Source organism: Sinorhizobium kostiense, from assembly GCF_017874595.1.
Taxonomy (GTDB): Bacteria; Pseudomonadota; Alphaproteobacteria; order Rhizobiales; family Rhizobiaceae; genus Sinorhizobium; species Sinorhizobium kostiense.
In genome coordinates, this window is the sequence record NZ_JAGILA010000010.1 from 32426 (window position 1) to 55783 (window position 23358).

Genomic DNA, 23358 nt, shown 5'->3' on the forward strand with positions numbered 1-23358 from the left:
ACCACACAAAGGTGAAGTAATGACATTCCTCAAAAGGTGCCACGAGCATTTGAAGCGTTTTAGCCTTCTGGACACGGCGTTGCGCATGGCCGTTACCTATGCGCCCGCCGCTGGTGGGGCGGCCGGGTGGAGCTTTGTCTCCTCCGGGCCCGCTGCGGCCCAGGTGGGCTCAAGCGCCGACCCTGCCACAATGCTAAACAACATATGCACGTTTATCCTTGGTCCGTTCGGACAGTCACTGGCAGTTCTCGGCATCGTCGCCATCGGTCTATCCTGGATGTTCGGTCGTGCTTCACTCGGTCTAGTTGCCGGCGTTGTTGGGGGGATCGTCATCATGTTCGGAGCCAGCTTTCTCGGTAAAACGCTTATTGGGGCCGGCGGATGAATGCGCGTCTGGAAGAAAGCACCCTTTATGTGGCGGCCACCCGACCGGCATTGTTTCTGGGAGTGCCGCTGACCTTGGCCGGGTTGTTCATGATGTCAGCCGGGTTTCTGATCGTCATCTTCCAGAACCCCCTTTACGAACTTGTTCTCGTGCCACTCTGGTTCGGAGCGCGCGTTATCGTCGAGCGTGACTATAACGCCGTGAGCGTAGTGCTGCTTTTTCTGCAGAGTGCCGGCAGAAGCATTGACGGTCAGGTTTGGGGTGGGGCAAGTGTCAGCCCCAATCCAATAAAGGTGCCGCAGCGCGGAAGAGGAATGGTGTGATGCTCGGCACAAGCGGCACGACCGAGAGGTCTGGGGAAATTTATCTTCCCTATATCGGGCACCTTAGCGATCACGTGGTCCTTTTGGAAGACGGTTCGATCATGACTATGGCACATGTCAGAGGTTTGCCCTTTGAACTGGAAGATATTGAAATCCGCAATGCACGCTGCCGCGCGTTCAATACGCTCTTGCGCAACATCGCCGATGATAATGTGTCAATAAACGCTCATCTCGTGCGCCATAACCATGTGCCGTCGCCGCCAGCTCGGCAGTTCCGCAGCGTTTTTGCAAGTCGTCTGAGCGACGCTTTTGAGCAGCGTGTGCTCTCCGGCAAACTTTTTCGCAACGATCACTTCCTGACCTTGATTGTGTTTCCCCGCGCGCCCCTTGCGAAAATAAGCGGCCGGTTCACTAAGTTCCACAAAAGGAAAGAGAACGATCTTGCAAGCCAGATGCGCAATCTGGAAGATCTCTGGCACGTGCTTGCTGGCGGACTCGACGCGTATGGCCTGCGCCGGCTCGGTGTTCGCGAGAAAGATGACGTGCTTTTCTCGGAGATCGGCGAAGCCCTCCGCCTTATCATGACTTGCCGTTGGTCACCGGTTCCAGTCGTCAGCGGCTCACTTGGCGCTTCGATCTATACCGACCGAGTCATCTGCGGCAAGCGGGCGCTAGAGATTCGAACGCCGCAAGACAGTTACGTAGGCTCCATCTTTTCGTTCCGTGAATATCCGGCAAAGACGCGGCCGGGCATGCTCAACACGCTGTTGTCCACAGACTTCCCGCTTGTTTTAAGCCAAAGTTTCTCGTTCCTCACTCGTGCACAGGCTCATGCCAAGCTCAGCCTCAAGTCCAGTCAAATGATGAGTTCCGGTGACAAGGCCATCACCCAGATCGATGAACTCGCCCAGGCAGAGGACGCATTGGCAAGCAACGAATTCGTTATGGGTTCGCATCATTTAAGTCTTTGCGTCTATGCCGATAATCTTAACCACCTCGCCGATCGCGCTGCGCACGCCCGCACTCGGTTGACGGATGCAGGCGCAGTCATCGTCCAAGAAACTATCGGTATGGAGGCCGCTTACTGGTCGCAGCTTCCGGGGAACTTCAAGTGGCGCACGCGCCCCGGGGCGGTCACGTCGCGAAATTTTGCCGGCCTGGTTTCATTTGAGAATTTTCCTGGCGGCAATGTTGGAGGGCACTGGGGCAACGCAGTTGCGCGCTTTCGCACCAATGGTGGGACCCCTTTCGATTATGTCCCCCATGAGAACGACGTGGGCATGACCGCAATATTCGGCCCTATCGGTACGGGCAAAACGACGCTCATGACCTTTATCCTGGCCATGCTCGAGCAGAGCATGGCTCACCGCAATGGCGCGATCGTCTTTTTCGACAAGGACCGTGGTGGTGAGCTGTTGGTACGTGCAACGGGAGGAACATACCTGGCTTTACGCAGAGGAGTGCCGAGCGGCTTGGCGCCTCTGCGGGGCCTGCCCAATACATCGGCTTCGCGGGACTTTCTGCGCGAATGGATCGTGGCGCTGATCGAGAGCGACGGACGCGGCGGCATCACTCCAGAGGAGAATCGTCGCCTGGAGCGAGGTATTGTTCGGCAGCTTTCGTTTGAGCCGGGTATGCGCTCACTCGCAGGCCTTCGCGAATTCTTGTTGCACGGTCCATCCGAGGGCGCGGGTGCGCGACTACAGCGGTGGTGCAGAGGAAACGCGCTCGGTTGGGCTTTCGACGGCGAGGTCGATGAAGTAAGGCTGGATGCCTCGGTCACGGGCTTCGATATGACGCAACTCCTGGAGTATGAGGAGGTGTGTGCACCGGCCGCTGCATATCTTTTGCATCGAGTGGGCTCTGTCGTGGATGGCCGCCGATTTGTCATGAGCTGCGACGAGTTTCGTTTCTATCTGTTGAACCCGCAATTCTCCGCCGTTGTGGACAAATTCCTGCTCACCGTGCGCAAGAACAACGGCATGCTTATACTTGCAACACAGCAACCTGAGCACGTCTTGGAGTCGCGTCTAGGAGCCAGCCTCGTCGCGCAATGCATGACAAAAATCCTTTACCCATCACCTACGGCGGACCGATCTGCCTATATCGGCGGACTGAAATGTACCGAACGAGAATTTCAGGCGATCCGTGAGGATATGACAGTCGGGAGCCGCAAGTTTTTGCTTAAGCGCGAGAGCGGAAGCGTTGTCTGCGAATTCGATCTTCGGCAGATGCGCGAATATGTCGCCGTACTCTCGGGACGGGCGAATACCGTGCGCTTTGCCGATCAGCTGCGTCAGACATATGGCGAGGACCCTTCTGAGTGGCTCGACGAGTTCATAGCGCGTTACGACGAAGTACAAGACTGACGGAGGCAATGTTCATGAAAATAGCACAACTCACGGCAACGGCGCTTGCGGTTTGCGTCCTTCTGCAGGGCCCCGCCCGAGCGCAGTTTGTCGTCAGCGATCCTGCAACGGAATTCCAGTCGGGTCTAACTGCGGCAAACACTGCGCAAAACCTTGTTCACACAATCGCATTGCTCGAACAGACAGTACAAATGGTGCAGATGTTCACGACGTCCTTTGCGGTCACCGGGGTTTTAAGCTCACTCAACCAGCCGAACCGCTATCCGTCTACGGATCACCTTGAAAAGCAGATGTTTGCTGCTCGGGCGCCGGCATCGGCGACAGCGCGCGCGATCGCATCGGATGCCGAAAATGATGTGAAGTGGGGTAACGACGCGGAAGGGTCTCTCTTACGCGAGCAGATTGTAGGTTCTTCCAATGCAGCCGGGGCCGCAGCCAACAATCTGGATGCCATGGATCATCGCTTGAAGGAAAACGCCAGCACGCTGAATCAGCTTTCGCGTTCGCGGAACATTATGCAGGCGACCGTCACGAACGGTCTAATTCTCAAACAGATCCACGACGCGATTATTCAGAACACTCAGGCTACCAGCCTATTGACGATGACCACTGCACAGGCACGCCTTCAAGCAGCAGAGGAGGCAACGACACAGCGGCGTGAGCGCCAGGAAACTGCGACAATGTTCGGCCCGGCGCCGTAATTTTGTAGTTGGCTTTATCGCTCGGGTGGACGGGCATCCCGTCCCCCCGAAGGTGGAGAGAAGCATGTCAGGTTGGAGCGATGACTTTCAGAATTGCCGCGCCGTTTACGGCTATTCACATGATCTTCGATACGGCCTTTAACATCAAGCTGAACATGATACTGGAGAAGATCCAGAGCGCGGTCAGCGCGCCGCTGGTGGCGTGCGTCACACTTTGGATAATAGTTCAAGGCATTTTGGTCATGCGCGGTGAAATCGACACGCGTCGTGGCATTACGAAGGTCATCACGGTGTCCCTTGTTGTCGCCCTCGTGGTGGGGCAGGCGAACTACCATGATTACGTCGTGTCAGTCTTTGAGGACACGATTCCAAACTTCGTGGACCGGGTCAGTGGCAGTCACATTCCATTCGTTGAGATCCCAGTAAAGCTCGACATCATATTCGCTCAAAGCCAATTCCACTTTCAAAGGATAGCATCCGAAATCGGCCCAATGAACGGCCAAGATATTCTCGCCTTTGAAGGCGCGCAGTGGGTTTTTTACGGCGCGCTTTGGACTGCATTCGCAATCTACGATTCCGCTGGAATTCTCACGAAGGTGCTGGTGGCAATTGGACCGCTGATCCTTGTAGGCTACCTCTTTGATCGCACTCGAGACATGGCTGCGAAATGGGTAGGTCAACTCCTCTCCTACGGGATACTTTTGCTCCTGCTGAACATCGTGGCAACCATCGTTATCGCGATCGAAGCGGCCTCGCTTGCGATAATGCTGCGCGTGATCTCTTTATCGGGCACGACCGCAGCTAAGATCATCGGCCTTTACGAACTCGACATGTTCTTTCTCGCCGGCGACGCTCTGATCGTCGCGCTCCCGGTGATCGCCGGCAACATTGGAGGCGGGTTTTTGGGCGGAACACACCAGATTGGCAGCAGCCTTAATCGCCACCTCGCTCAATTGACGCGGGCCTAGCATTCAACTCACTCAACTTGGAAGATGGAATGAAGTATTGCCTGTTGCTTCTTACCCTTACTCTAGCCGCGTGCCAGACGACCGACAAGCTTGCGACCTGCAAGGGTCCAGTTTTCCCGCTGAACGTTGGACGGTGGCAACCGACTCCATCGGACCTTCAGGTCGCGGGAGAGCTTAATGAAGGGCCCTGAACACGCTCTGCTGGTGGAGAGAGAAGCATTGGCTGCCCACTATAAGGAAGTGGAAGCCTTTCAAACTGCACGTGCGAAGTCGGCACGGCGTCTCTCGAAGGCGCTGGTCGTCACCGCGGCGGTCGCTGTTCTTGGAAATGTCGCACAGGCTTTTACTATCGCCACCCTGGTTCCGCTAAATAAGCTTGTGCCTGTTTATCTTTGGGTACGCCCCGATGGTACAGTTGACAGTGAAGTGTCCGTCTCACGCCTGCCGGCGACGCAAGAGGAGGCAGTTGTGAATGCCTCACTCTGGCAATATGTGCGCCTGCGCGAGAGCTATACAGCGGACACGGCTCAGTATGCCTATGACCTCGTATCAAGTTTCAGCGCTCCGGCCGTGCGACAGGAATATCAAGAGTTCTTCAACTACCCCAATCCAGAATCGCCGCAAGTCGTAATTGGCAAGCGCGGCAGGCTGGAGGTCGAGCACATCGCCTCGAATGATATCACGCCGGGCGTGCAACAAATTCGCTACAAGCGTACGCTCGTCCTGGAGGGGCAGATGCCGGTGGTGAGTACTTGGACGGCAACAGTTCGCTACGAAAAAGTGACAAGCCTGCCCGGCCGATCGAGGCTGACCAATCCGGGGGGCTTACTTGTTACCTCCTATGAAACCTCGGAGGATTCCGTTTCGAACCTGGGGGGCAATCAACCATGAGGAAAGAAGCGTTTTTCACGCTGGCTTGTTTGCTTTTCATCACGGTGGGCGCGCGTGCGGAAGACACTCCTACGGCAGGCAAACTGGATCCCCGCATGCGCTATCTAGCCTACAACCCGGACGAGGTGGTGCGCCTGTCAACCGCTGTCGGGGCAACTATGGTTGTCACATTTGGGGCGAACGAGACCGTCACAGCCGTCGCCGTTTCCAACAGCAACGACCTCGCAGCCCTTCCGCGCGGCAACTATCTCTTCTTCAAGGCAAGTCGTGTCCTCCCCTCGCAGCCGGTCATCGTGCTGACAGCGAGCGACGCGGGTATGCGGCGCTATGTTTTCAGCATCTCTGCCAAGACCATGTCCGGGCTCGACAAAGAGCAGCCTGAACTCTACTACAGCGTACAATTCGCCTACCCTGTCGATGAAGCTGCGGCTCGGCGGAAGCAAGCGGAGCAGACGTCTGCCGCCTATCGCCTCCGAGCGGAAGCACTGTATCAACGCAGGGCTCAGGACTTATTAGATAAGCCGGCGAGCGACAGTCCGAGCGCCAACAATTGGCGTTATGTCGCCCAGGGGGATCGCTCGCTGATGCCCCTGGAAGTTTTTGACAACGGCATCACCACTGTATTCCGCTTTCCTGGCAATGTGCGCATACCGTCGATTTACACGATCAATCCAGACGGCAAGGAAGCCACAGCCAACTATTCGGTCAAAGGCGATTATGTCGAGATTCCCTCGGTCGCTCGTGGTTGGCGACTGAGAGATGGAGACACAGTGTTATGCATCTGGAATAGCGCGTACGATCCCATTGGCCGAGACCCGGGCACCGGCACGGTCAGGCCCGATGTTTGGCGCGTTCTAAAGGAGCCAAGGCGATGAACGACGCCAATCCGCAATCTGTGCACGATGTGGATGCGTCCGGATCCGTGGTTTATGACTCACCTCGCCGGCGACTTTCGGGATTGCAGAAGCTGATGGTCGCAGGTTTGATTCTGGCGTTATCCTTATGTCTCATCTGGCTGGGTGGACGCTCAAAGGCAGAAAACGACACTTCCCTGCCTCAAACAACGGTTCTCACCCACACCGAGCCCTTTCGACCGTCGCCGATCGATATTGCTCCCGATCCCCCAGCAACCCAGCAGCCTGCGCAGCCGCCAGCTCCTGCGGCAGAGATGAGCCAGCCTGAACGCGATGCCGAACAGCCTGAGAAAACGCCGATTTTTGCCTATAGCAGCGGTGATCAAGGCAACAGCAAGCCGGCCCAACGAGTGGACATTGGCCACGAACACGAAGACAAGGAGCAAGACTCCTCCTCACTTACGGGCGAAGCTCCTGTCGAGAATGATCTTTCAACGCGGATGAAGCCGACTGTGCTGCAGCCTAGCCGGGCAACACTCTTACCGCACCCTGACTTCATGATTACGCAAGGAACGACTATTCCCTGCATTCTGCAAACAGCGATCGATACCAACTTGGCCGGTTACGTGAAATGCGTACTACCCCAGGACGTCCGCGGAGCAACTGGCAACGTTGTCCTCCTGGATCGCGGCACAACCGTCGTTGGCGAAATCCAGCGTGGCCTACAGCAAGGGGATTCACGCGTGTTCGTGATCTGGAATCGCGCCGTTACACCCAATCATGCCGTAGTGTCGCTCGCGTCACCAGGCGCTGACGAACTCGGTCGCTCGGGCCTGCCTGGCACGGTCGACAATCACTTCTGGCAACGCGTTGGCGGGGCAATGCTCTTGAGCGCCGTCCAGGGTGCTTTCCAGGCGGCCAGTAGTTACGCTGGCAGCTCAGGTGCCGGCACCAGCATTAACGGTTTGCAGGGGAATGGAGAACAGACCGCCAACACGATGCTAAGAGCGTCGATCAACATTCCACCCACTCTGAAAAAAAATCAGGGGGATGCGGTATCCATTTTTGTCGCGCGGGACATCGACTTCTCGGATGTATACGAGCTTCGGACAGCCACTGGGGCGTCGAGAGCGCGAAATCGGCAACCCTCGTCCAGATAGTAAATCGGAGGCCTGAATGCAGACGGAGGCAGCTCCACAATTGCGTTTTCTCCTTGAACCAGTTTTGGGATGGCTTGAGGAGCCAAGGACCGAAGAAGTCGCGATTAATAGACCTGGAGAGGCTTTCGTTCGTCAGGCCGGCGGCTTCGCAAAATATCCGTTACCGCTCACCTACGATGATCTTGAAGACATCGCGATCTTGGCAGGAGCGTTAAGAAAGCAGGATGTCGGACCGCGAAGTCCTCTGTGCGCCACCGAACTGCCAAATGGAGAGCGGCTTCAAATCTGTTTACCGCCCGCTGTGCCATCGGGCACCGTCAGCCTGACAATTCGGCGCCCCGGGTCCCGTGTTCCGGAGCTCAAGGAAGTCGCGTCCCGGTATGATGCTTCGCGATGGAATCAATGGCGCTCGCGCAAGCAGCGCCAAGCTGAACAGGACGAACGGATTCTTGAGCACTACGACCGAGGTGATCTGGAGGGATTCCTGCATGCATGCGTGACTGCTCGGCTGACGATGCTGCTCTGCGGGCACACGGGTAGCGGCAAGACGACCATGAGCAAGACTTTGATCGGCGCCATCCCGCCGCAGGAGAGACTCATCACAATCGAAGACACGCTCGAGCTCGTAATTCCGCATGAGAACCATGTAAGGCTACTCTATTCGAAGGATGGAACAGGTTTAGGCGCGGTCACGGCAGAACAGCTGCTGCAGGCCAGCCTGCGCATGCGACCGGATCGAATTCTGCTCGGCGAGCTGCGCGACGATGCCGCTTGGGCTTATCTCAGCGAAGTCGTTTCTGGCCATCCAGGATCAATCTCCACCATACATGGGGCCGATCCTGTTCAGGCGTTCAAAAAGCTCTTTTCGCTCGTCAAGAGCAGCTCGCAGGGGGCTGCTCTTGAAGACCGCACGCTGATTGATATGCTTTCCGCCGCCATCGATGTCATTGTTCCGTTCCGTACCTACGGTGAGATCTATGAGGTCGGCGAGATTTGGCTTGCGGCCGACGCCCGCCGACGCGGAGAGACCGTGGCTGACCTTCTCAACCAGCATTAGGTTCATCATTGTTGGAGCTGCCGCTCAGCGGCTACGCGACCAGCCCCTCAAGTCCTCCAGTCGGTATTTGTACGAACCATATTCTCGTCGTAGGGGACCCAAACTGTTGGACCTGTCGCCACGCGGCAGCGCCGTCATCTCGTGCCCGCATGCTGACATTCGCCTAGCGGATTGGCAGTGGGGTAACTGTTGCGTGTACAGGTCCTGATAAAGCTGCGTGACAGTGGGTCTCGGCAGCCTGATCCGAGATTGAGAGGTGAGACGTTGAAACATGTTCTTGTCATCGATGACGATGTCGCCATGCGGCACCTCATTACCGAGTATCTCACAATGCACGCCTATAAGGTAACCGCAGTGACGGATAGTTGGCAGTTCAATCGCGTGCTCACATGCGATGCGGTCGATCTTGCTGTTGTTGATCTTAATCTAGGTCGTGAGGATGGGCTCGACATCGTCCGCAATTTGGCAACTAAATCCGATGTTCCCATAATTACCATCAGCGGCGATCGTGTCGAGGAGGCTGAGAAAGTTGTTGCACTGGAGCTTGGAGCAACTGATTTCGTAGCTAAGCCTTTTGGAATGCGAGAATTCTTAGCGCGCATCCGAGTAGCGTTGCGCGAGCGCCCGATCAGTCGCAGGACAAAGGATCGACGCTCGTTTCATTTCGCCGGTTGGACGCTCAATCTCAAGCAACGCCGGATGATCTCCGAACACAGCGGCGAGGTCAAGCTGACGTCTGGTGAGTTCAATCTCCTAATCGCCTTCCTGGAAAAACCACGCGACGTTTTATCCAGAGAACAGCTTCTGTTTGCGAGCCGGGTGCGTGGAGAAGAGGTATATGACCGAAGCGTTGATGTCTTTATCTTGCGGTTGCGCCGAAAACTGGAGGCTGATCCGGCTAACCCTCTTCTGATTAAAACATGCCGGGGTGCGGGTTATTTCTTCGACGCTGACGTGGAAATCAGCTACGGGGGCAACTGGACCCCCTGCTCCCTGGCCGCTGACGTTGCAAGCTCCGCGGCCATGACCCGGCAACCGGAGAAGCGAACCGGCCGGAGCATCCACTCGTTCCCAGACAGGTCGTAAGCCAGCCTTAAGTTCGCAATGCTCGCTTCACCATCCACCGCGACCGCCAGAGTGCAAGGCGCTCCTGGCGACGGCGCCGGAGATTCGCATCTAATGAGTGCGTGGCGCCGCGCAGCATTATGAGCTCTGCTCATCGGTCCATGAGAAAATACCATTTTCGATTCACCGGCCTCCATGTTAGTGGCGCCGCGATTTAAATATCGGACCGGTAGACCGGCCGGCGGTGAACTCAGCGAGCCATTTGCCGCTCAAACCAAGTCTAGGCGCGTGCCTGCTTCTGAACGACGGAGCGCTGAAAAGAGATAATTATGGACGCACAGGTTGAATTATCAGCAGCGCTTGGCCCCCGCGCCTGTCGCACTGGACGGGGATCGATTTCCTGTTGTCGAAGCTAGAGCAAACCCCGGCAGTCCGGATGATGAGACGGGCGCGCCCCGACGCGTATGAGTTCGGCCAGGGCCCATTACTCCCAATTGCGCCATCTATGGACTAGAAAATGCGTTTTAAGGGCCTGGATCTCAATCTCCTCGTAGCGCTCGACGCTCTGATGACCGAACGCAAGCTCACGGCCGCGGCGCGCCGGATCAACCTCAGTCAGCCGGCTATGAGCGCGGCCATCGGCCGCCTACGTACCTATTTCGGCGACGAGCTGTTTATAATGCAGGGCCGCGAGCTTATCCCAACACCACGTGCCGAAGCCCTTGCTCCGGCAATCCGCGACACCCTGCTGCACATCCAGGTTTCCATCATTTCCTGGGACGTGTTCAACCCGGCGACGTCGCAGCGCCGCTTCAGGATCATCCTGTCCGATTTCATGCTGCTTGTGTTCTTTGAGAAGGTTGTCGAGCGTGTGGCGCGGGACGCTCCCGGCGTCGGTTTCGAGCTGATGGCTCTCGATGATGATCCCAATGACCTGCTACGACGCGGTGAACTCGATTTTCTGATCATGCCGGAACTGTATATGTCGAACGAGCATCCCAAAGCGGATCTGTTCGAGGAGAGATTCGTGTGCGTCGGCTGCCCTACGAACCAGCATCTAACGCGACCGCTTTCCTTCGAAAAGTATATGTCGATGGGGCATGTTTCAGGCACGTTCGGGTGGACGCTGAAACCCTCTCTCGAGGAATGGCTATTGCTTGAGCATCGTCTCAAGAGACGCGTCGAGGTCTCCGCGCCCGGCTTTAGCTTGCTACCGTCGTTGCTGACAGGCACGGAACGTATAGCGACGATACCCTTGCGGCTCGCCCGTCATTTTGCAAAGACAATGCCGCTACTGATCGTTGAGCTTCCGCTACCACTTCCAGCATTCACCGAGGCGGTCCAGTGGCCCGGCCTCCACAACAGGGATCAGGCAAGCATGTGGATGCGGGAGATCATGCTACAGGAGGCTGCCCGGATCGAATCTCCATCCGAGACTTGCTAGCGCAGAAAATAGATCACCCGCCGCTTCTGGCGAACACTTGGATCTGCGGCGCTGGTCGCCTCCTCAGCGCAGGATTGGATTTGGCTCCCCTGCCGAGCGGACACTTTGGCCGAGCACGTTGCCGTGATTGGTCGCTAAACGCCGCACGCAAGTTGCGGCGGTGCGGCTTGAGATCCAGGGTGCCGCTTGGGTCGACCGGCGACTTGAAATGGACTCCACCGGCGTGGCGGCTCCAAAGGAAGCGCCATCCAAGTGGCGAGATACTCTACCACAGCCGGGTCGGGCTTCTGGGTCGAGGTCTTGTGCTGTGTCGATCCCGTGTATCCGCGTCCACCACGATCATGCAGCAGAGGCCGGACAGATATCAGCACCCGACTGCGCGCACGTTACCCCGACCGAAATATCCCCTTGCACTTCCAGGGGTGTCCGCAGATGTGTTCAGGGATATTTGTGATCCTGAAGTAGGCGCGGCGCGGTGCGTGAGGATGGTGGATTTGAAGCGGCGTTTGGGCCTTCTCGCGCCATCCCTCCCTCGACGAGCTCATATTGGCAGCAAAAGATCAACCATACGTGAAGTCGGAGTTTAACACTCGCGTTGACTCTTTAGCTCTTTCAGTCCAAATCATAGGTGGCAAAGGGAGGAATCTACAGTGGCTGACGAGAGTAACACGGGACCAGTTGCCGCGTCTGAAGCGGCCGCCGAAACGAAAGCACCGACTGCAAAAAAACAGAGGTCGCCACGGCGTCAAAAAGCTACGGAACAGGTTAAGGAGTCAAAGGCAACGGCTGCTAAGGCTAAGAAGTACAGCGAGCAAGAAAGGTCCGATAAGCTCAAGCTCATCGAGACGGAAGTCGCCCAACGCGATAGCACGCTGAAGGACGCCATCAAGCGCGCCGGGATATCCGAGCAAACCTACTATCAGTGGAAACGAGCTGCAAAGCCTGTTGAGCAAAAGGCCGCGACGCCGGTGCCGGCTGGCGATGAGTTGGCAGACCTCGTTCAACTCGAAAAGGAAAACCAGAGGCTTCGCAACCTTCTGGCGGAGAAACTGCGTACGGAAAACGCCGAACTGCGCAAGAGACTTGGGATGGATTAATCAAGATCGGAACTCCGCGCAGGGCGTAATAGGCGCTCTGCTGGCTTGTGGAAAGTCTCGCCACTGTCGGATACTGTTAGCATCACCTTGCGTCGCGATCACTTGAAAAGAACAGGAAGGGGCTGTATTTGTCCGCCCGGCAGGAATCCCCCATCGGCACTGTGCGGTTGAAACTATGAAAGCACCACCACGCAAATTCATCGTAGAGTTCAAGTCGGCGCGGCGGCAGCAAACGGGGCGGACGAACTCGATATGGGGGAAAACCGACTTCAAGGCCTTGACCCGGGAAGCGGAAGAGATCGCGCCGCATCTGTTTAATTCAACAGAAGCAACCGCAACGCCTAAAGCAGATAACCGCCCGCCAGTCGAGCCGAATGGAGGTATCGCCGTCGAAGACCTGGGAAACGCAGAGGTTGGACGAGCGGCAATAAATTCGGTCGAAACTGTGGGGGTCGAAGTGTCGGAGCCGCAAGAGCGCCGTCGTCTGGCAGCCGACGCTGTTGTGCGATCGGAAGACGCCCCGCCAGTATCGCAGCCTCTAAGAAGCTCCAAAGGCGGCGTTTCACGAAAGCGCCGTGAACGTATTTCAGTGGACGTGCGTGAGGATGAGACAGGCCAAGCCAAGGCCGCAGAAGGCCCAATTTCCTTCGACGAACTGGCTGCCCTTGACTTAGAAAATCAGCGGCTCAAGGGGCTGCTCGCTCGACGGATTTATGCAGAGAACTTGCAGCTCAAGAAGATGCTTGAGCGGTTTGAAGTCACCTGAGGCGCGTCTGAAATGCCGCCAGCAGCGTTACGGGAGTCCAATTGCGCTCGCGCTGATCGCGGTCCAACATGGCCTCGATCCGGAGGTCTATCTGACAGACGTCCTAACCCGGATCCAAGATCATCCCACGAATCGCCTTGAATAACTGCTGCCGTGGCAGTGGACGCCGGCAAAAGACCTGCACGAGGCTGCCTGATGGCCCGCTCGAAGATTATCTACACGCTTAGACAGGTCGCTGACATGATCGGCGAGAACCTCGAACTGATCGAGGAAGTCACCAGCAACTCGGACAACATCGCCGAGGGCGAAATGGTCCACGACCGTGACTGAAGCGAATACGGTACAAGAGGCTTGACTGGCGATGGCGTAGAGGGCCTCCAGGAGCTTCTCGCGGACATACGGACGTGGGACGGCGGGATCCGCCAGTTTCTCATTGCCGAGCAATGCGATCCCGAAATGATCGAGCGCATTATGGCCGACGAGGTAAAGCGCAACCGCTAGCTAAACACCTACGTCTTGAGCAAAAAATGCGCTCGCCGGACGCTCACACTGAAACGCGCGCCTTCATCCTAAAGAACTAAAGAACACGATGGCGGGTGCTGCAAGCTGCCGGTCTCTTCTTCGTCCACTGAAGGAAATCATCTCTATTCTGAGTATCGCGCTTGCCCCTTCGCGTAGGCAGGGCGCTAATGTGCTGCAGGCCGAAGCGAGGATGCGGAAAAACAATCCTAAGGTCCGGATTCATCGGTCACATTAAACTTCCAGCATGACCTGAATCCAGGGCTCCGTTGTCGGCGTCTCGAAAACGGCCATGATTATGCCGGCAACTTTCAGGCGTGCTCGCCCTCGACCGCGGCCAACTATCGGCTGCGTACTTCCAGAGCGTGGATGGGTTCCATCCACAAAAACGATTTTACGAATTTGTGGAGGCGCTGCATTAGTAAAGTGTGACTATTGACCAACGTCAAGTGGACCGACGGTGACCGCATTGAGGCACGCGTCGCAAGAAACAGAACGAAATAGGAGGTCTTGCGTGCGCTCTCAGGTGCAATGGACGCTGCGCTGGGAAAGTGAATTGCAACTCGACGAACATGTCGAACTCGCAAGCTTCTTTCGCAACACTTATGGACCGACTGGTGCTTTTAACGCAAAGCCATTCGAAGGCAGTAGGAGTTGGGCCGGAGCAAGGCCTGAGCTTAGGGCAATCGGACACGACTCAAACGGTGTAGCGGCTCACATGGGCTTGCTGCGTCGGTTCATCAAGGTCGGTGAGGTCGATCTGCTAGTGGCTGAGTTAGGCCTTTATGGAGTGCGACCGGACCTTGAAGGCCTTGGAATCAGCCACTCAGTTCGCGTCATGTACCCAGTATTGCAGCAACTTCGTGTCCCATTCGGTTTCGGTGCGGTTCGGCACGCGATGCAAAAGCACGTGGGAAGATTCGGCCGACACTTACCGGCTACCGTTCTGTCGGGGATTCGGGTGCGGTCCACGCGCCCTGTTGCGCTTTTGGATCTGCCCCCCACGCGCGTGGAAGACGCACTCGTCGTCGTTTTACCCATTGAATCGGCCATGTCTGATTGGCCGACCGGTACGTTTATTGATCGGAATGGACCGGAGCTGTGACACACGTTGACTGCTTATCAAGAGTGCGCAGCACGTGCAGCGACAGCGCTGGCCGCACTGTCTATCTGACCTTTGACGATGGTCCTAATCCACTTTGCACACCGGAAATCCTGGACGTGCTGGAAAAACACGGTGTGCCGGCGACTTTCTTCGTGATCGGCGCCTATGTGGCAGAACACCCCCAGCTAATCCGGCGCATGATTGCAGAAGGGCACGAAGTTGCTAACCACACGATGACTCATCCAGATCTGTCCAGATGCGGACCGAGCGATGTGCACGATGAAATACTTGAGGCGAACAGGGTCATCAGTATGGCCTGCCCCCAGGCATCGGTACGGCATGTGCGAGCCCCCTATGGCATCTGGACCGAAGAGGTGCTTAGTGCTTCAGCGGGCGCTGGACTGGCGCCCCTCCACTGGTCGGTAGATCCGCGTGACTGGTCTCGGCCCGGCGCCGACGCGATTGTCGATGCAGTACTTGCCTCTGTCCAGCCCGGCGCAGTTGTGCTGTTGCACGACGGATGCCCTCCCGACGAATGCAGGCCGGGCACTGAGGACAGTCTGCGCGACCAAACCGTCATTGCGCTGGCCCGCCTTATTCCAGCGTTACGCGAGCGCGGATTTGGAATCTGCTCTCTTCCTCAACTTCCCTGAACAACGGGACATCCCATGGACCTGCTCAACACAATCGGCATTGGCGCTGTCTCCTGTTATGCGCTGCTCTCGACCACTTATAAAAGCATGCAGACATTGTATGCGCTGCCGAAAGACCTCTCATCGGCCTCGGAGGACTTCGTGTTCCACGCCCCTTTGCCGAGCGTGGACGTCATTGTCCCCTGCTACAACGAGGATCCGAGCACGTTTTCCGAGTGTCTGGCTTCCATTGCAAACCAGGACTACGCTGGAAAATTGCGCGTCTACGTGGTCGATGACGGTTCTTCTAACCGCGACAAATTGGGACCTGTACATGACACCTATGCGCGGGATCCAAGATTCAACTTCATTCTGCTTCGCGAGAATGTCGGGAAACGCAAGGCGCAGATCGCTGCGATACGCCAGTCGTCTGGAGATTTGGTGCTCAATGTAGACTCGGATTCGACACTAGCGCCTGACGCCGTCACCAAGCTCGCTGTGAAGATGCAAGATCCAGGAATAGGCGCGGCCATGGGTCAATTGACGGCTAGCAACCGAAACGACACGTGGTTGACCCAGTTAATTGACATGGAGTACTGGCTCGCCTGCAATGAGGAGCGTGCGGCACAGGCTCGCTTCGGTGCCGTTATGTGCTGCTGCGGCCCCTGTGCCATGTACCGCCGGTCTGCTCTCCTTTTGCTACTTGATCAGTACGAGTCGCAATTTTTTCGGGGAAAGCCAAGCGATTTCGGTGAGGATCGCCACCTCACCATTCTGATGCTGAAAGCAGGTTTTCGAACCGAGTACGTTCCGGACGCGATGGTGGCAACCGTCGTCCCGGACAGGATGGGCCCTTACCTGCGCCAACAACTCCGCTGGGCACGGAGCACTTTCCGCGACACTTTGCTTGCACTGCGCCTACTGCCGGGCCTCGATCGGTTTATCACGTTGGACGTGGTCGGACAAAATCTCGGACCATTACTTCTTGCCCTCGCGGTCTTATCAGGGGTCGGGCAAGTCGCGCTGGCAACTACAGTGCCCTGGTGGACAATCATAATGATTGCCTCCATGACCATGATCCGCTGCAGCGTGGCCGCCCTGCGTGCTCGCCAACTTCGTTTTTTGGCGTTTTCTTTGCACACCCCGATCAACTTGTTTTTGTTGCTCCCTTTGAAAGCTTACGCCCTGTGCACGTTGAGCAATAGCGATTGGCTGTCGCGCAGCTCTCCTGCCAAAGGAACAGACACGGGTGGAGAAGGAGTGGTCCTCGTTCCACCCCTGCCAACCGAACCGAGCGCTAGAGGAACGTCGGGAAATGCGGCGACGCTTCGAAGACTGAATCTTGCAAGGGACTCTTCAACAGTGGCAGCCGCCGGTGTCTGCGGTGACGACTGATCGTACACGTTGTACCGGAGGGCGAATTTTGACGCAGGTTCACAACTATCAGTTATTGCACCATGAGCTGGCGGCGGAGGATCCCTGGCGGCTCGACGGCAACGAGTTTGAGCGGGAGCGGCATGCGCAGATGCTTCGGCTGTCGCTTTCCCAAGGTCCCATCACAAACGCGCTCGAAGTCGGGTGCGCAGCCGGCGCATTCACGGAGAAACTTGCGCCTCATTGCAAGCAGCTCACAGTGATTGATGTTGTGCCGCAAGCCATTGCTCGAACGAGGCAACGGATGAAGGACCCGTCACACATCAGTTGGATAGTCGCTGACGTTCAACAGTTCTCGACTAGGAAGCTCTTCGATCTGATCGTCGTGGCCGAAGTTCTCTACTACCTCGAGGATATAGCCGCGATGCGCGGTGCCATTTCTAACCTGGCGAGCATGCTTGCGCCGGGTGGGCAGCTGGTTTTTGGATCGGCGCGCGACGCAAATTGCCGACGTTGGGGCCATGTTGCTGGTGCTGAGACCGTCATGGCGATGCTGGGAGAAACGTTGATCGAGGCGGAGCGGCTTGATTGCCGGGGTGAGTCGGCCAACGAAGACTGCTTGCTCGCCCGTTTCCAGAAACCCGGTTTCTAACAGATTCAACTTACATGGAGACACTATGCGCGTCTGTGGCATCAAACTGACCCATGACGGGGCTATCGCCCTTGTTGAGAATGGAAAGCTCGTCTTCTGCGTTGAGCAGGAGAAGCGGGATAACAATACGCGATATCAAACAATCGATAATCTCGATGCAGTTGTCGCCGTTTTGGCGGAACACGGCCTTAATGTGCGGGATATTGATCAGTTTGTTATCGACGGCTGGGACGGTGAGGTCGAGTCCCAATTCCAGGTCCTCAGTGGGGTGACCCCTCTTACCCTCAGAGGGGCGCCTTACGTTGAGCGCCATGACGAGGGACTTCTCGACTCGCTCGACGGCTCCGGCCTGACGCTTGATGGGCGGGTTTTTCCCTATAGAAGCTATCCGCATGTGACGGGCCATGTGGCCTCTGCATACTGCACCAGCCCCTTTGCCAAGTCAGGGCAACCTGCGTTTTGCTTAGTGTGGGATGGCTGTATATTTCCGCGCCTCTATTATGTGGAGGGCAAGACAGCCCGCTTCTTCAAAGCTCTGTTCCCGATGATAGGCCAGACCTACGCTGCCGCGGGCCATTACTTCGGGCCCTATAAGCAGGCGAGCCGAGGGGGGTGGGACTTGGGCGTGGCTGGCAAGCTGATGGCCTATATCGCGCTCGGCTCGGTTGATGAACGCATCGTCGCGGTGTTTCAGAAGCTCTACGAGGAGCACTTTGCCGGCGATACGGACCTTGCCCGTACCTATCGCGCAAACATCAACGACGCTGAGGCCTCGCTTGCGGCCGTGCATGAATTTTTCGCAGCCAGCGCGCTCCTGTTGACGGCCGCGTCACCGGAAGATGTGCTCGCATCCTTTCATCTTTTCATCGAGCGCCTCGTTGTTAAGGAGATGGCGATTGCCTTGCAGCACCATTCGTTTCCGGGGTCGCGCAACTTGTGCATAGCCGGCGGCTGCGGGCTCAACATCAAATGGAACAGTGCACTGCGTGAGGCGGGCCTCTTCGATGCAGTCTGGGTGCCGCCCTTTCCGAATGACAGCGGCTCTGCAATTGGTGCAGCTTGCGCCGAAATAGTGGCACAGGAGGGTTTCGTCCCGCTGGAATGGTCAGTCTATAGTGGCCCGAGCCTGCAAGCGGGCAATGTGCCGGCCGGATGGGACGCTACGCCGTGCAGCATCCCGGAACTTGCGGCCATCCTCGCCAGCAACAAACCCGTGGTTTTCCTGTCCGGGCGCGCCGAACTGGGGCCACGGGCGTTGGGAGGAAGAAGCATTCTGGCAGCCGCCACCTCGCCGGATATGAAAGATTATCTCAACGACATCAAATTTCGCGAACACTTCCGGCCAGTGGCGCCGATATGCCTCGAAGACCGAGCGCCGGATATATTCAGCCCCGGAACGCCGGATCCATACATGTTGTTCGATCACCAGACGAGGCCGGAGTGGCGGGACAAAGTTCCTGCTGTTGTGCACCTTGACGGATCTGCGCGGCTGCAAACGATTTCCAGGAGTTCTCACCACAAGGTTGCCGAGGTACTCGTCGAATACGAAAAGCTCACGGGCATCCCGCTGCTTTGCAACACGAGTGCCAATTACCATGGGCGTGGCTTCTTCCCAAGTGCAGCTGCAGCCTGCGAGTGGGGACGCGTTGAACACATATGGTGCGACGGCATGCTGTTCAGGCAAACGCATTCAACCGAGCAATCGCTGGTCGACACGACCTTCACGGCAAGCTGAACGTATGTCCAATATAGCAATCGATCTTACTGGCGTAAGCAAGAGTTATGACGACAAGGTCGTCGTTGACGGGCTGTCGTTCACTGTTGCGGCGGGGGAGTGCTTCGGCCTGCTGGGACCGAACGGTGCAGGCAAAAGCACAATTACGCGTATGGTACTCGGCATGGCACCACCTGACGCCGGCAAGATCACCGTACTCGGCATGCCCGTACCAGCACGCGCTCGGTTAGCGCGCGGGCGCATCGGGGTGGTCCCGCAGTTCGACAATTTGGAGCACGCATTCACGGTCCGCGAGAACCTGTTGGTGTTCGGGCGCTATTTCGGCATGAGCAGAAGCGAGATCGAAGCTGCTATCCCGCCGCTGCTTGAGTTTGCCCGCCTCGAGAGCAAGGCGGATGCGCGCGTCAATACACTGTCGGGGGGCATGAAGCGGCGCCTGACACTTGCGCGTGCGCTGATCAACGACCCGCAGCTGCTTGTATTGGACGAGCCGACCACCGGCCTCGATCCGCATGCGCGCCATCTGATCTGGGAGCGATTGCGCCTACTGCTGGCGCGCGGCAAGACAATAATTTTGACGACCCACTTTATGGAAGAGGCTGAACGGCTGTGTGACCGCCTGTGCGTGCTCGATGGAGGGCGCATCATCGCCGAGGGCCGCCCACACGCGCTGATCGAGGAGCAGATCGGATGCCCCGTGCTTGAGATCTACGGCGGCAATCCGCGAGAGCTGCGCGCGCTCATTAATCCTTACGCGGAGCGTATCGAAATGAGCGGCGAGACTGTCTTTTGCTATGCGAGCGATCCCGAGCAGGTGCGCGTGCAACTGCGCGGGCGCGCGGATCTGCGCGTTTTGCAGCGTCCTCCGAATCTGGAGGATGTGTTCTTGCGGCTGACCGGGCGCGACATGGAGAATTGAGCAATGGTTGAAGGCTGGGCGGCGGCCATGCCCGCCAACGCGTGGAATTGGATCGCCGTATGGCGACGCAACTATCTCGCATGGAAAAAAATCGCGATTGCGGCAATACTCGGAAATCTCGCCGATCCTTTGATCTATCTGTTCGCCCTCGGCTTTGGCCTTGGAATAATGGTAGGTCCGGTCGACGGCGCTTCCTATATCGCTTTTCTAGCGGCGGGCATGGTCGCCGCAAGCGCGATGACCTCGGCGACTTTCGAAACGATTTATGCGGCATTCGGTCGAATGCATTCTCAACGGAGCTGGGAAGCAATTCTGTGCACGCAACTCACGCTCGGCGACATCATTCTCGGTGAACTGGCGTGGGCCGCCACGAAGGCTTTTCTAGCAGGCACGGCTATCATGATAGTTGCCAGCATCTTGGGCTATACAGCATGGCCATCCGCTCTCTATGCGCTGCCAGTCGTCGTTCTCACTGGCTTCGCCTTCGCGAGCCTGGCGATGGTCGTTATGGCCCTTGCGCCCAGTTACGACTATTTCATCTTTTACCAGACACTCGTCCTCACACCCATGTTGTTCCTGGGCGGCGCGGTCTTTCCAGTCTCGCACCTGCCTAGCGCCTTTCAGCAGGTGGGGCGCTTCCTGCCGCTTGCGCATGCAGTGGATCTTCTTCGCCCGGCATTGCTTGGCCGACCGGGCGAGAGTGTCGGGCTGCATATCGGTGCACTGTGCATCTATACAGTATTGCCGTTCTTCCTGTCGGCGGCACTGTTACGTCGACGCCTCATGCCTTGAGGCCACTTACCACCATTTGAGGAGATACGTGATGCAGTATCTGTTCGATCCAGTAGAGAGCAGGCCCTTCCGATGACCTATCCCGCAGCGCCACCAGAACCATTTGTAATTCTTGGGATGCCAAGAACCGGCACGCATTACCTGGAAGCATTGTTAAACAAGCATCCGAGCGTCTTGAGCAACGGTGAGTTGCTCAATCAATACGATCCGAATTGGCCCGATAAGGATCGCCTTTTGCGCAGCGATCGCGAACTGCTCGAGCTTGCCTATCTGCGCCGTCCTGCACGCGAGGAGAAGGTGACGCACGTTGGCTGCAAGATCAACGAACCTCAATTCGAGGAGCGTCCAGGCTTTCTGTCCGAGCTTGCCCGTTGGCCGGGTCTCAAGGTCATCCTCTTGACTCGCAAAAACACATTGGAATCGCTGCGCTCGTTGATACAGGCGAGACGGACTGGGCACTGGCTGAAGTTTAGCTCCGACAAAGATATGGCTCCGCCACCACGCGTGAAACTGTCGATCGCTGAATGCGAGACTTACTTTAAGACTACCGAAGATTTCCACGCTCGGGTCAAGCGCTCCTTTGCGTCGACCAACACGCTCACGATCGAGTACGAGGGTCTCCTTGGCGATCCGACCGGATGCCTGGCAACGATTTGTGATTTCCTAGGCGTTGCTCCGCCTCGACTTTCTGGTGACGTCGTGCTCGAGCGACAGGAACAACGGCCACTGAATGAAACAGTCGAGAATTTCCATGAGTTGCGGGCTCATTTTGCCGGGGGGCCCTACGCGAGATTTTTTGAGGTCGCCGAGGTTCTCGAACAACAGCGGTAACTGATGATCTCATTGATCCTCGACGGCGTAATGCAGGACTCGTGCAACAGCACGAACGTTCTCTACGCTCGCTATGGTCTGTTTCACTGGAAAAGATTCCATTCGCTCGTCGCCTTGCAAGGCGTTTTTCAGCAAAGCCGTTCTTTTTTTCCTGCGGCATGACAACGGTGTGGAGATGGAGCAAGATAGCGACGAACTCGTCCTGATGGACCCGACAGTCGGCGCCGACATGAACGCTTCCCAGCGACGCCGTCCCAAAAACGTCCGTTGGCATGGTTTTGACGTGAATAAAGCGGCCCGTAGTGCGATCAAGCATCAACGCCCCGCCATTCTTTGGTTCACCGGTTTATCCGGATCAGGCAAGTCAACGATCGCCAATGCGCTCGAGAGATCGCTGCATGCACGTGGCAAGCACACCTATGTGCTAGACGGCGACAATGTGCGTCACGGCCTCAATCGCGATCTTGGTTTTTCCGATGCAGATCGGGTTGAGAATATCCGCCGCGTCGCCGAGATGGCAAAGCTGATGGCCGATGCAGGATTGATCGTAATCGTATCCTTCATTTCGCCCTTCCGGGAAGAGAGGCGTATGGCGCGCGAGATGATGGATCAAGGTGAGTTCATTGAAATATTCGTGGACACGCCACTGGAGGAATGCGCGCGGCGCGATCCAAAGGGCCTTTATGAGAAGGCGCTCGCCGGAAAGATCGCCAATTTCACCGGCATCACATCTCCGTACGAGATGCCCCAAAGTCCTGAACTGCATCTCAAAACGGTTGGCTACCAGCCGGCCCAGCTGGCGCTGATAGTGGAGGAGTTTCTCGAGAGGCGAATAGCGGAGAAATGATGACGATTGCAGGAGACGAAATTCAGGGTAGAGCCGAAGACATGCCTACCCTCCCATACGTCGGTCAGCATTGATGCAGGTCGACCGAGCTCTTAAACTCCAACAGCGGCCCACAGCCAGAGTCAACCGCCACGTCAGAATCGTTCGAGCGCGTGCCGATCGTGGATCTCGATCAATCGACCTCTTACCGTCACTCCCGACTGGCGTAGCGTCGAAAAGGCGCGCGACAGGGCTTCCGGAGCGAGGCCGAGCTTGCCCGCGAGGATATTCTTCTGAAACGGCAGGCGGAAACTAGTCGAGTCCTTGGGACAATGACTGAGAATGAAGTTCGCGACGCGTTGCGTGGCGGTGAGCAAGCGATCTTCTGCGAGTAAATCCTCCGTCATCTTTCCGCGGTAGCAAAGGTGCTCGATCAATGCTTGCGCAACCTCGTGATCCGTCGCGGCGAGGTGTTGAAGCTTGCCGCCGTTCAGGCGCGCGATGACCGATTTTTTGGCAGCAACCGCGCTCGCCGTCGCCCGTTGCCTTAGAAACATTGCAGTCTCTGCGAGCATCTCACCTTCCGAGAATAACGCTACATCCGCTTCGCGTCCGTCCTTTCCCATGCGACAAAGCCGAACCAGCCCGGAAAGCACGAAGAAGACATCGTCGACATCCTCGTCCTGCCGGAACAGGACGTCACGCTCTTCGCATGCAGATACCGACGCACTGTTGAGAACGTCCTCGAAAGTAGACTGTGGCAGCCGCGCGAAGAAGCGGGAACGCATGAGGGTGGCCCTATCCGTCGACGTCAATTGCAGCGTGTTCATGTGCACAAGCCTCGACAAAAGTCACATCAGTCTAGCCGTTCGGAGGACAACGCTTCTTGACAC

At 57.0% G+C, this 23358-nt stretch carries 24 protein-coding genes and 3 pseudogenes; 25 read left to right on the forward strand and 2 right to left on the reverse strand.

From position 1 onward, the window contains the following. Nucleotides 1-19 precede the first annotated feature (19 nt). From virB2 to J2Z31_RS30050, 16 genes and pseudogenes are all read left to right on the forward strand, one after another. Nucleotides 20-385 (forward strand): pilin major subunit VirB2, encoded by a 366-nt coding sequence (gene virB2 / locus J2Z31_RS26335; RefSeq protein WP_050577591.1) that lies wholly within the window; start codon nt 20-22, stop codon nt 383-385. Then, nucleotides 382-708 carry a type IV secretion system protein VirB3 gene (locus J2Z31_RS26340; protein ID WP_028002346.1) on the forward strand — a complete coding sequence of 109 codons (327 nt, stop codon included), beginning with the start codon at nt 382-384 and terminating at the stop codon, nt 706-708. Before virB2 ends, J2Z31_RS26340 begins: the two co-directional genes overlap by 4 nt. Beyond that, nucleotides 708-3077 carry a type IV secretion/conjugal transfer ATPase VirB4 gene (gene virB4 / locus J2Z31_RS26345; protein ID WP_028002347.1) on the forward strand — a complete coding sequence of 790 codons (2370 nt, stop codon included), beginning with the start codon at nt 708-710 and terminating at the stop codon, nt 3075-3077. The genes J2Z31_RS26340 and virB4 overlap by 1 nt, the downstream gene beginning before the upstream one ends. 14 nt (nt 3078-3091) lie before the next feature. After that, nucleotides 3092-3778 carry a type IV secretion system protein VirB5 gene (locus J2Z31_RS26350; RefSeq protein ID WP_028002348.1) on the forward strand — a complete coding sequence of 229 codons (687 nt, stop codon included), beginning with the start codon at nt 3092-3094 and terminating at the stop codon, nt 3776-3778. 80 nt (nt 3779-3858) lie between these two features. Further along, nucleotides 3859-4746 carry a type IV secretion system protein gene (locus J2Z31_RS26355; protein WP_028002349.1) on the forward strand — a complete coding sequence of 296 codons (888 nt, stop codon included), beginning with the start codon at nt 3859-3861 and terminating at the stop codon, nt 4744-4746. Between the two features lie 29 nt (nt 4747-4775). Continuing rightward, nucleotides 4776-4937, forward strand: a complete 162-nt coding sequence (locus J2Z31_RS26360) for a type IV secretion system lipoprotein VirB7 (RefSeq protein ID WP_028002350.1) — start codon at nt 4776-4778, stop codon at nt 4935-4937. Further along, on the forward strand, nt 4924-5637 hold the full coding sequence (locus J2Z31_RS26365; RefSeq protein ID WP_028002351.1) for a type IV secretion system protein VirB8: 714 nt from the start codon (nt 4924-4926) through the stop codon (nt 5635-5637). Before J2Z31_RS26360 ends, J2Z31_RS26365 begins: the two co-directional genes overlap by 14 nt. Then, nucleotides 5634-6512: a P-type conjugative transfer protein VirB9 gene (gene virB9, locus J2Z31_RS26370; RefSeq protein WP_028002352.1), complete on the forward strand. Its 879-nt coding sequence runs from the start codon at nt 5634-5636 to the stop codon at nt 6510-6512. Before J2Z31_RS26365 ends, virB9 begins: the two co-directional genes overlap by 4 nt. Continuing rightward, nucleotides 6509-7651 carry a type IV secretion system protein VirB10 gene (gene virB10 / locus J2Z31_RS26375; RefSeq protein WP_028002353.1) on the forward strand — a complete coding sequence of 381 codons (1143 nt, stop codon included), beginning with the start codon at nt 6509-6511 and terminating at the stop codon, nt 7649-7651. The genes virB9 and virB10 overlap by 4 nt, the downstream gene beginning before the upstream one ends. Nucleotides 7652-7667: 16 nt before the next feature. Beyond that, on the forward strand, nt 7668-8708 hold the full coding sequence (gene virB11 / locus J2Z31_RS26380; RefSeq protein ID WP_028002354.1) for a P-type DNA transfer ATPase VirB11: 1041 nt from the start codon (nt 7668-7670) through the stop codon (nt 8706-8708). Nucleotides 8709-8972: 264 nt separating this feature from the next. Next, nucleotides 8973-9794: a response regulator gene (locus tag J2Z31_RS26385; RefSeq protein ID WP_084617805.1), complete on the forward strand. Its 822-nt coding sequence runs from the start codon at nt 8973-8975 to the stop codon at nt 9792-9794. Between the two features lie 496 nt (nt 9795-10290). Then, nucleotides 10291-11217, forward strand: a complete 927-nt coding sequence (locus J2Z31_RS26390; RefSeq protein WP_209606289.1) for a LysR family transcriptional regulator — start codon at nt 10291-10293, stop codon at nt 11215-11217. A 650-nt stretch (nt 11218-11867) separates the two neighbouring features. After that, nucleotides 11868-12314 (forward strand): transposase, encoded by a 447-nt coding sequence (locus J2Z31_RS26395; RefSeq protein WP_209606292.1) that lies wholly within the window; start codon nt 11868-11870, stop codon nt 12312-12314. Nucleotides 12315-12489: 175 nt separating this feature from the next. After that, entirely contained in the window at nt 12490-13080 is a 591-nt protein-coding gene (locus tag J2Z31_RS26400) for a hypothetical protein (protein WP_209606293.1), read from the forward strand. Between the two features lie 70 nt (nt 13081-13150). Further along, nucleotides 13151-13225: pseudogene (locus J2Z31_RS30045) on the forward strand (transposase domain-containing protein); the annotation flags it as partial. Between the two features lie 50 nt (nt 13226-13275). After that, complete coding sequence (locus J2Z31_RS30050) at nt 13276-13410, forward strand: hypothetical protein (RefSeq protein ID WP_268828539.1); 135 nt, start codon at nt 13276-13278, stop codon at nt 13408-13410. 59 nt (nt 13411-13469) lie between these two features. Here the strand turns inward: J2Z31_RS30050 and J2Z31_RS30055 are convergent. Further along, nucleotides 13470-13577: pseudogene (locus J2Z31_RS30055) on the reverse strand (IS5/IS1182 family transposase); the annotation flags it as partial. Nucleotides 13578-14113: 536 nt separating this feature from the next. Between J2Z31_RS30055 and J2Z31_RS26415 the strand changes: the two are divergent. The 9 genes and pseudogenes from J2Z31_RS26415 to nodQ form a co-directional block, all read left to right on the forward strand. Then, a complete protein-coding gene (locus J2Z31_RS26415) occupies nt 14114-14704 on the forward strand; it encodes a NodA family N-acyltransferase (protein WP_209606295.1) in 591 nt (196 codons plus the stop codon). Next, entirely contained in the window at nt 14701-15357 is a 657-nt protein-coding gene (nodB, locus tag J2Z31_RS26420) for a chitooligosaccharide deacetylase NodB (protein WP_209606298.1), read from the forward strand. The genes J2Z31_RS26415 and nodB overlap by 4 nt, the downstream gene beginning before the upstream one ends. Before the next feature lie 15 nt (nt 15358-15372). Next, nucleotides 15373-16731: a chitooligosaccharide synthase NodC gene (nodC, locus tag J2Z31_RS26425; RefSeq protein ID WP_209606300.1), complete on the forward strand. Its 1359-nt coding sequence runs from the start codon at nt 15373-15375 to the stop codon at nt 16729-16731. 28 nt (nt 16732-16759) lie between these two features. Continuing rightward, nucleotides 16760-17362, forward strand: coding sequence for a nodulation methyltransferase NodS (gene nodS, locus J2Z31_RS26430; RefSeq protein WP_234939688.1), 603 nt, complete (start codon nt 16760-16762; stop codon nt 17360-17362). Nucleotides 17363-17387: 25 nt separating this feature from the next. Then, on the forward strand, nt 17388-19097 hold the full coding sequence (gene nodU / locus J2Z31_RS26435; protein ID WP_234939689.1) for a nodulation protein NodU: 1710 nt from the start codon (nt 17388-17390) through the stop codon (nt 19095-19097). A gap of 4 nt (nt 19098-19101) precedes the next feature. Beyond that, nucleotides 19102-20016, forward strand: a complete 915-nt coding sequence (gene nodI, locus J2Z31_RS26440) for a nodulation factor ABC transporter ATP-binding protein NodI (protein ID WP_234939709.1) — start codon at nt 19102-19104, stop codon at nt 20014-20016. Between the two features lie 3 nt (nt 20017-20019). Beyond that, nucleotides 20020-20808, forward strand: a complete 789-nt coding sequence (locus J2Z31_RS26445; protein WP_028002364.1) for an ABC transporter permease — start codon at nt 20020-20022, stop codon at nt 20806-20808. A 72-nt stretch (nt 20809-20880) separates the two neighbouring features. Then, the gene (locus J2Z31_RS26450; protein WP_209606307.1) at nt 20881-21639 is read left to right on the forward strand and encodes a sulfotransferase; all 759 of its coding nucleotides are present in this window, start codon (nt 20881-20883) and stop codon (nt 21637-21639) included. 214 nt (nt 21640-21853) lie between these two features. Continuing rightward, nucleotides 21854-22486 (forward strand): annotated as a pseudogene (nodQ, locus tag J2Z31_RS26455) (bifunctional sulfate adenylyltransferase/adenylyl-sulfate kinase NodQ); the annotation flags it as partial. A gap of 134 nt (nt 22487-22620) precedes the next feature. Here nodQ and J2Z31_RS26460 read toward each other — a convergent pair. Then, nucleotides 22621-23295, reverse strand: coding sequence for a Crp/Fnr family transcriptional regulator (locus J2Z31_RS26460; protein WP_209606310.1), 675 nt, complete (start codon nt 23293-23295; stop codon nt 22621-22623). Between the last annotated feature and the right edge of the window lie 63 nt (nt 23296-23358).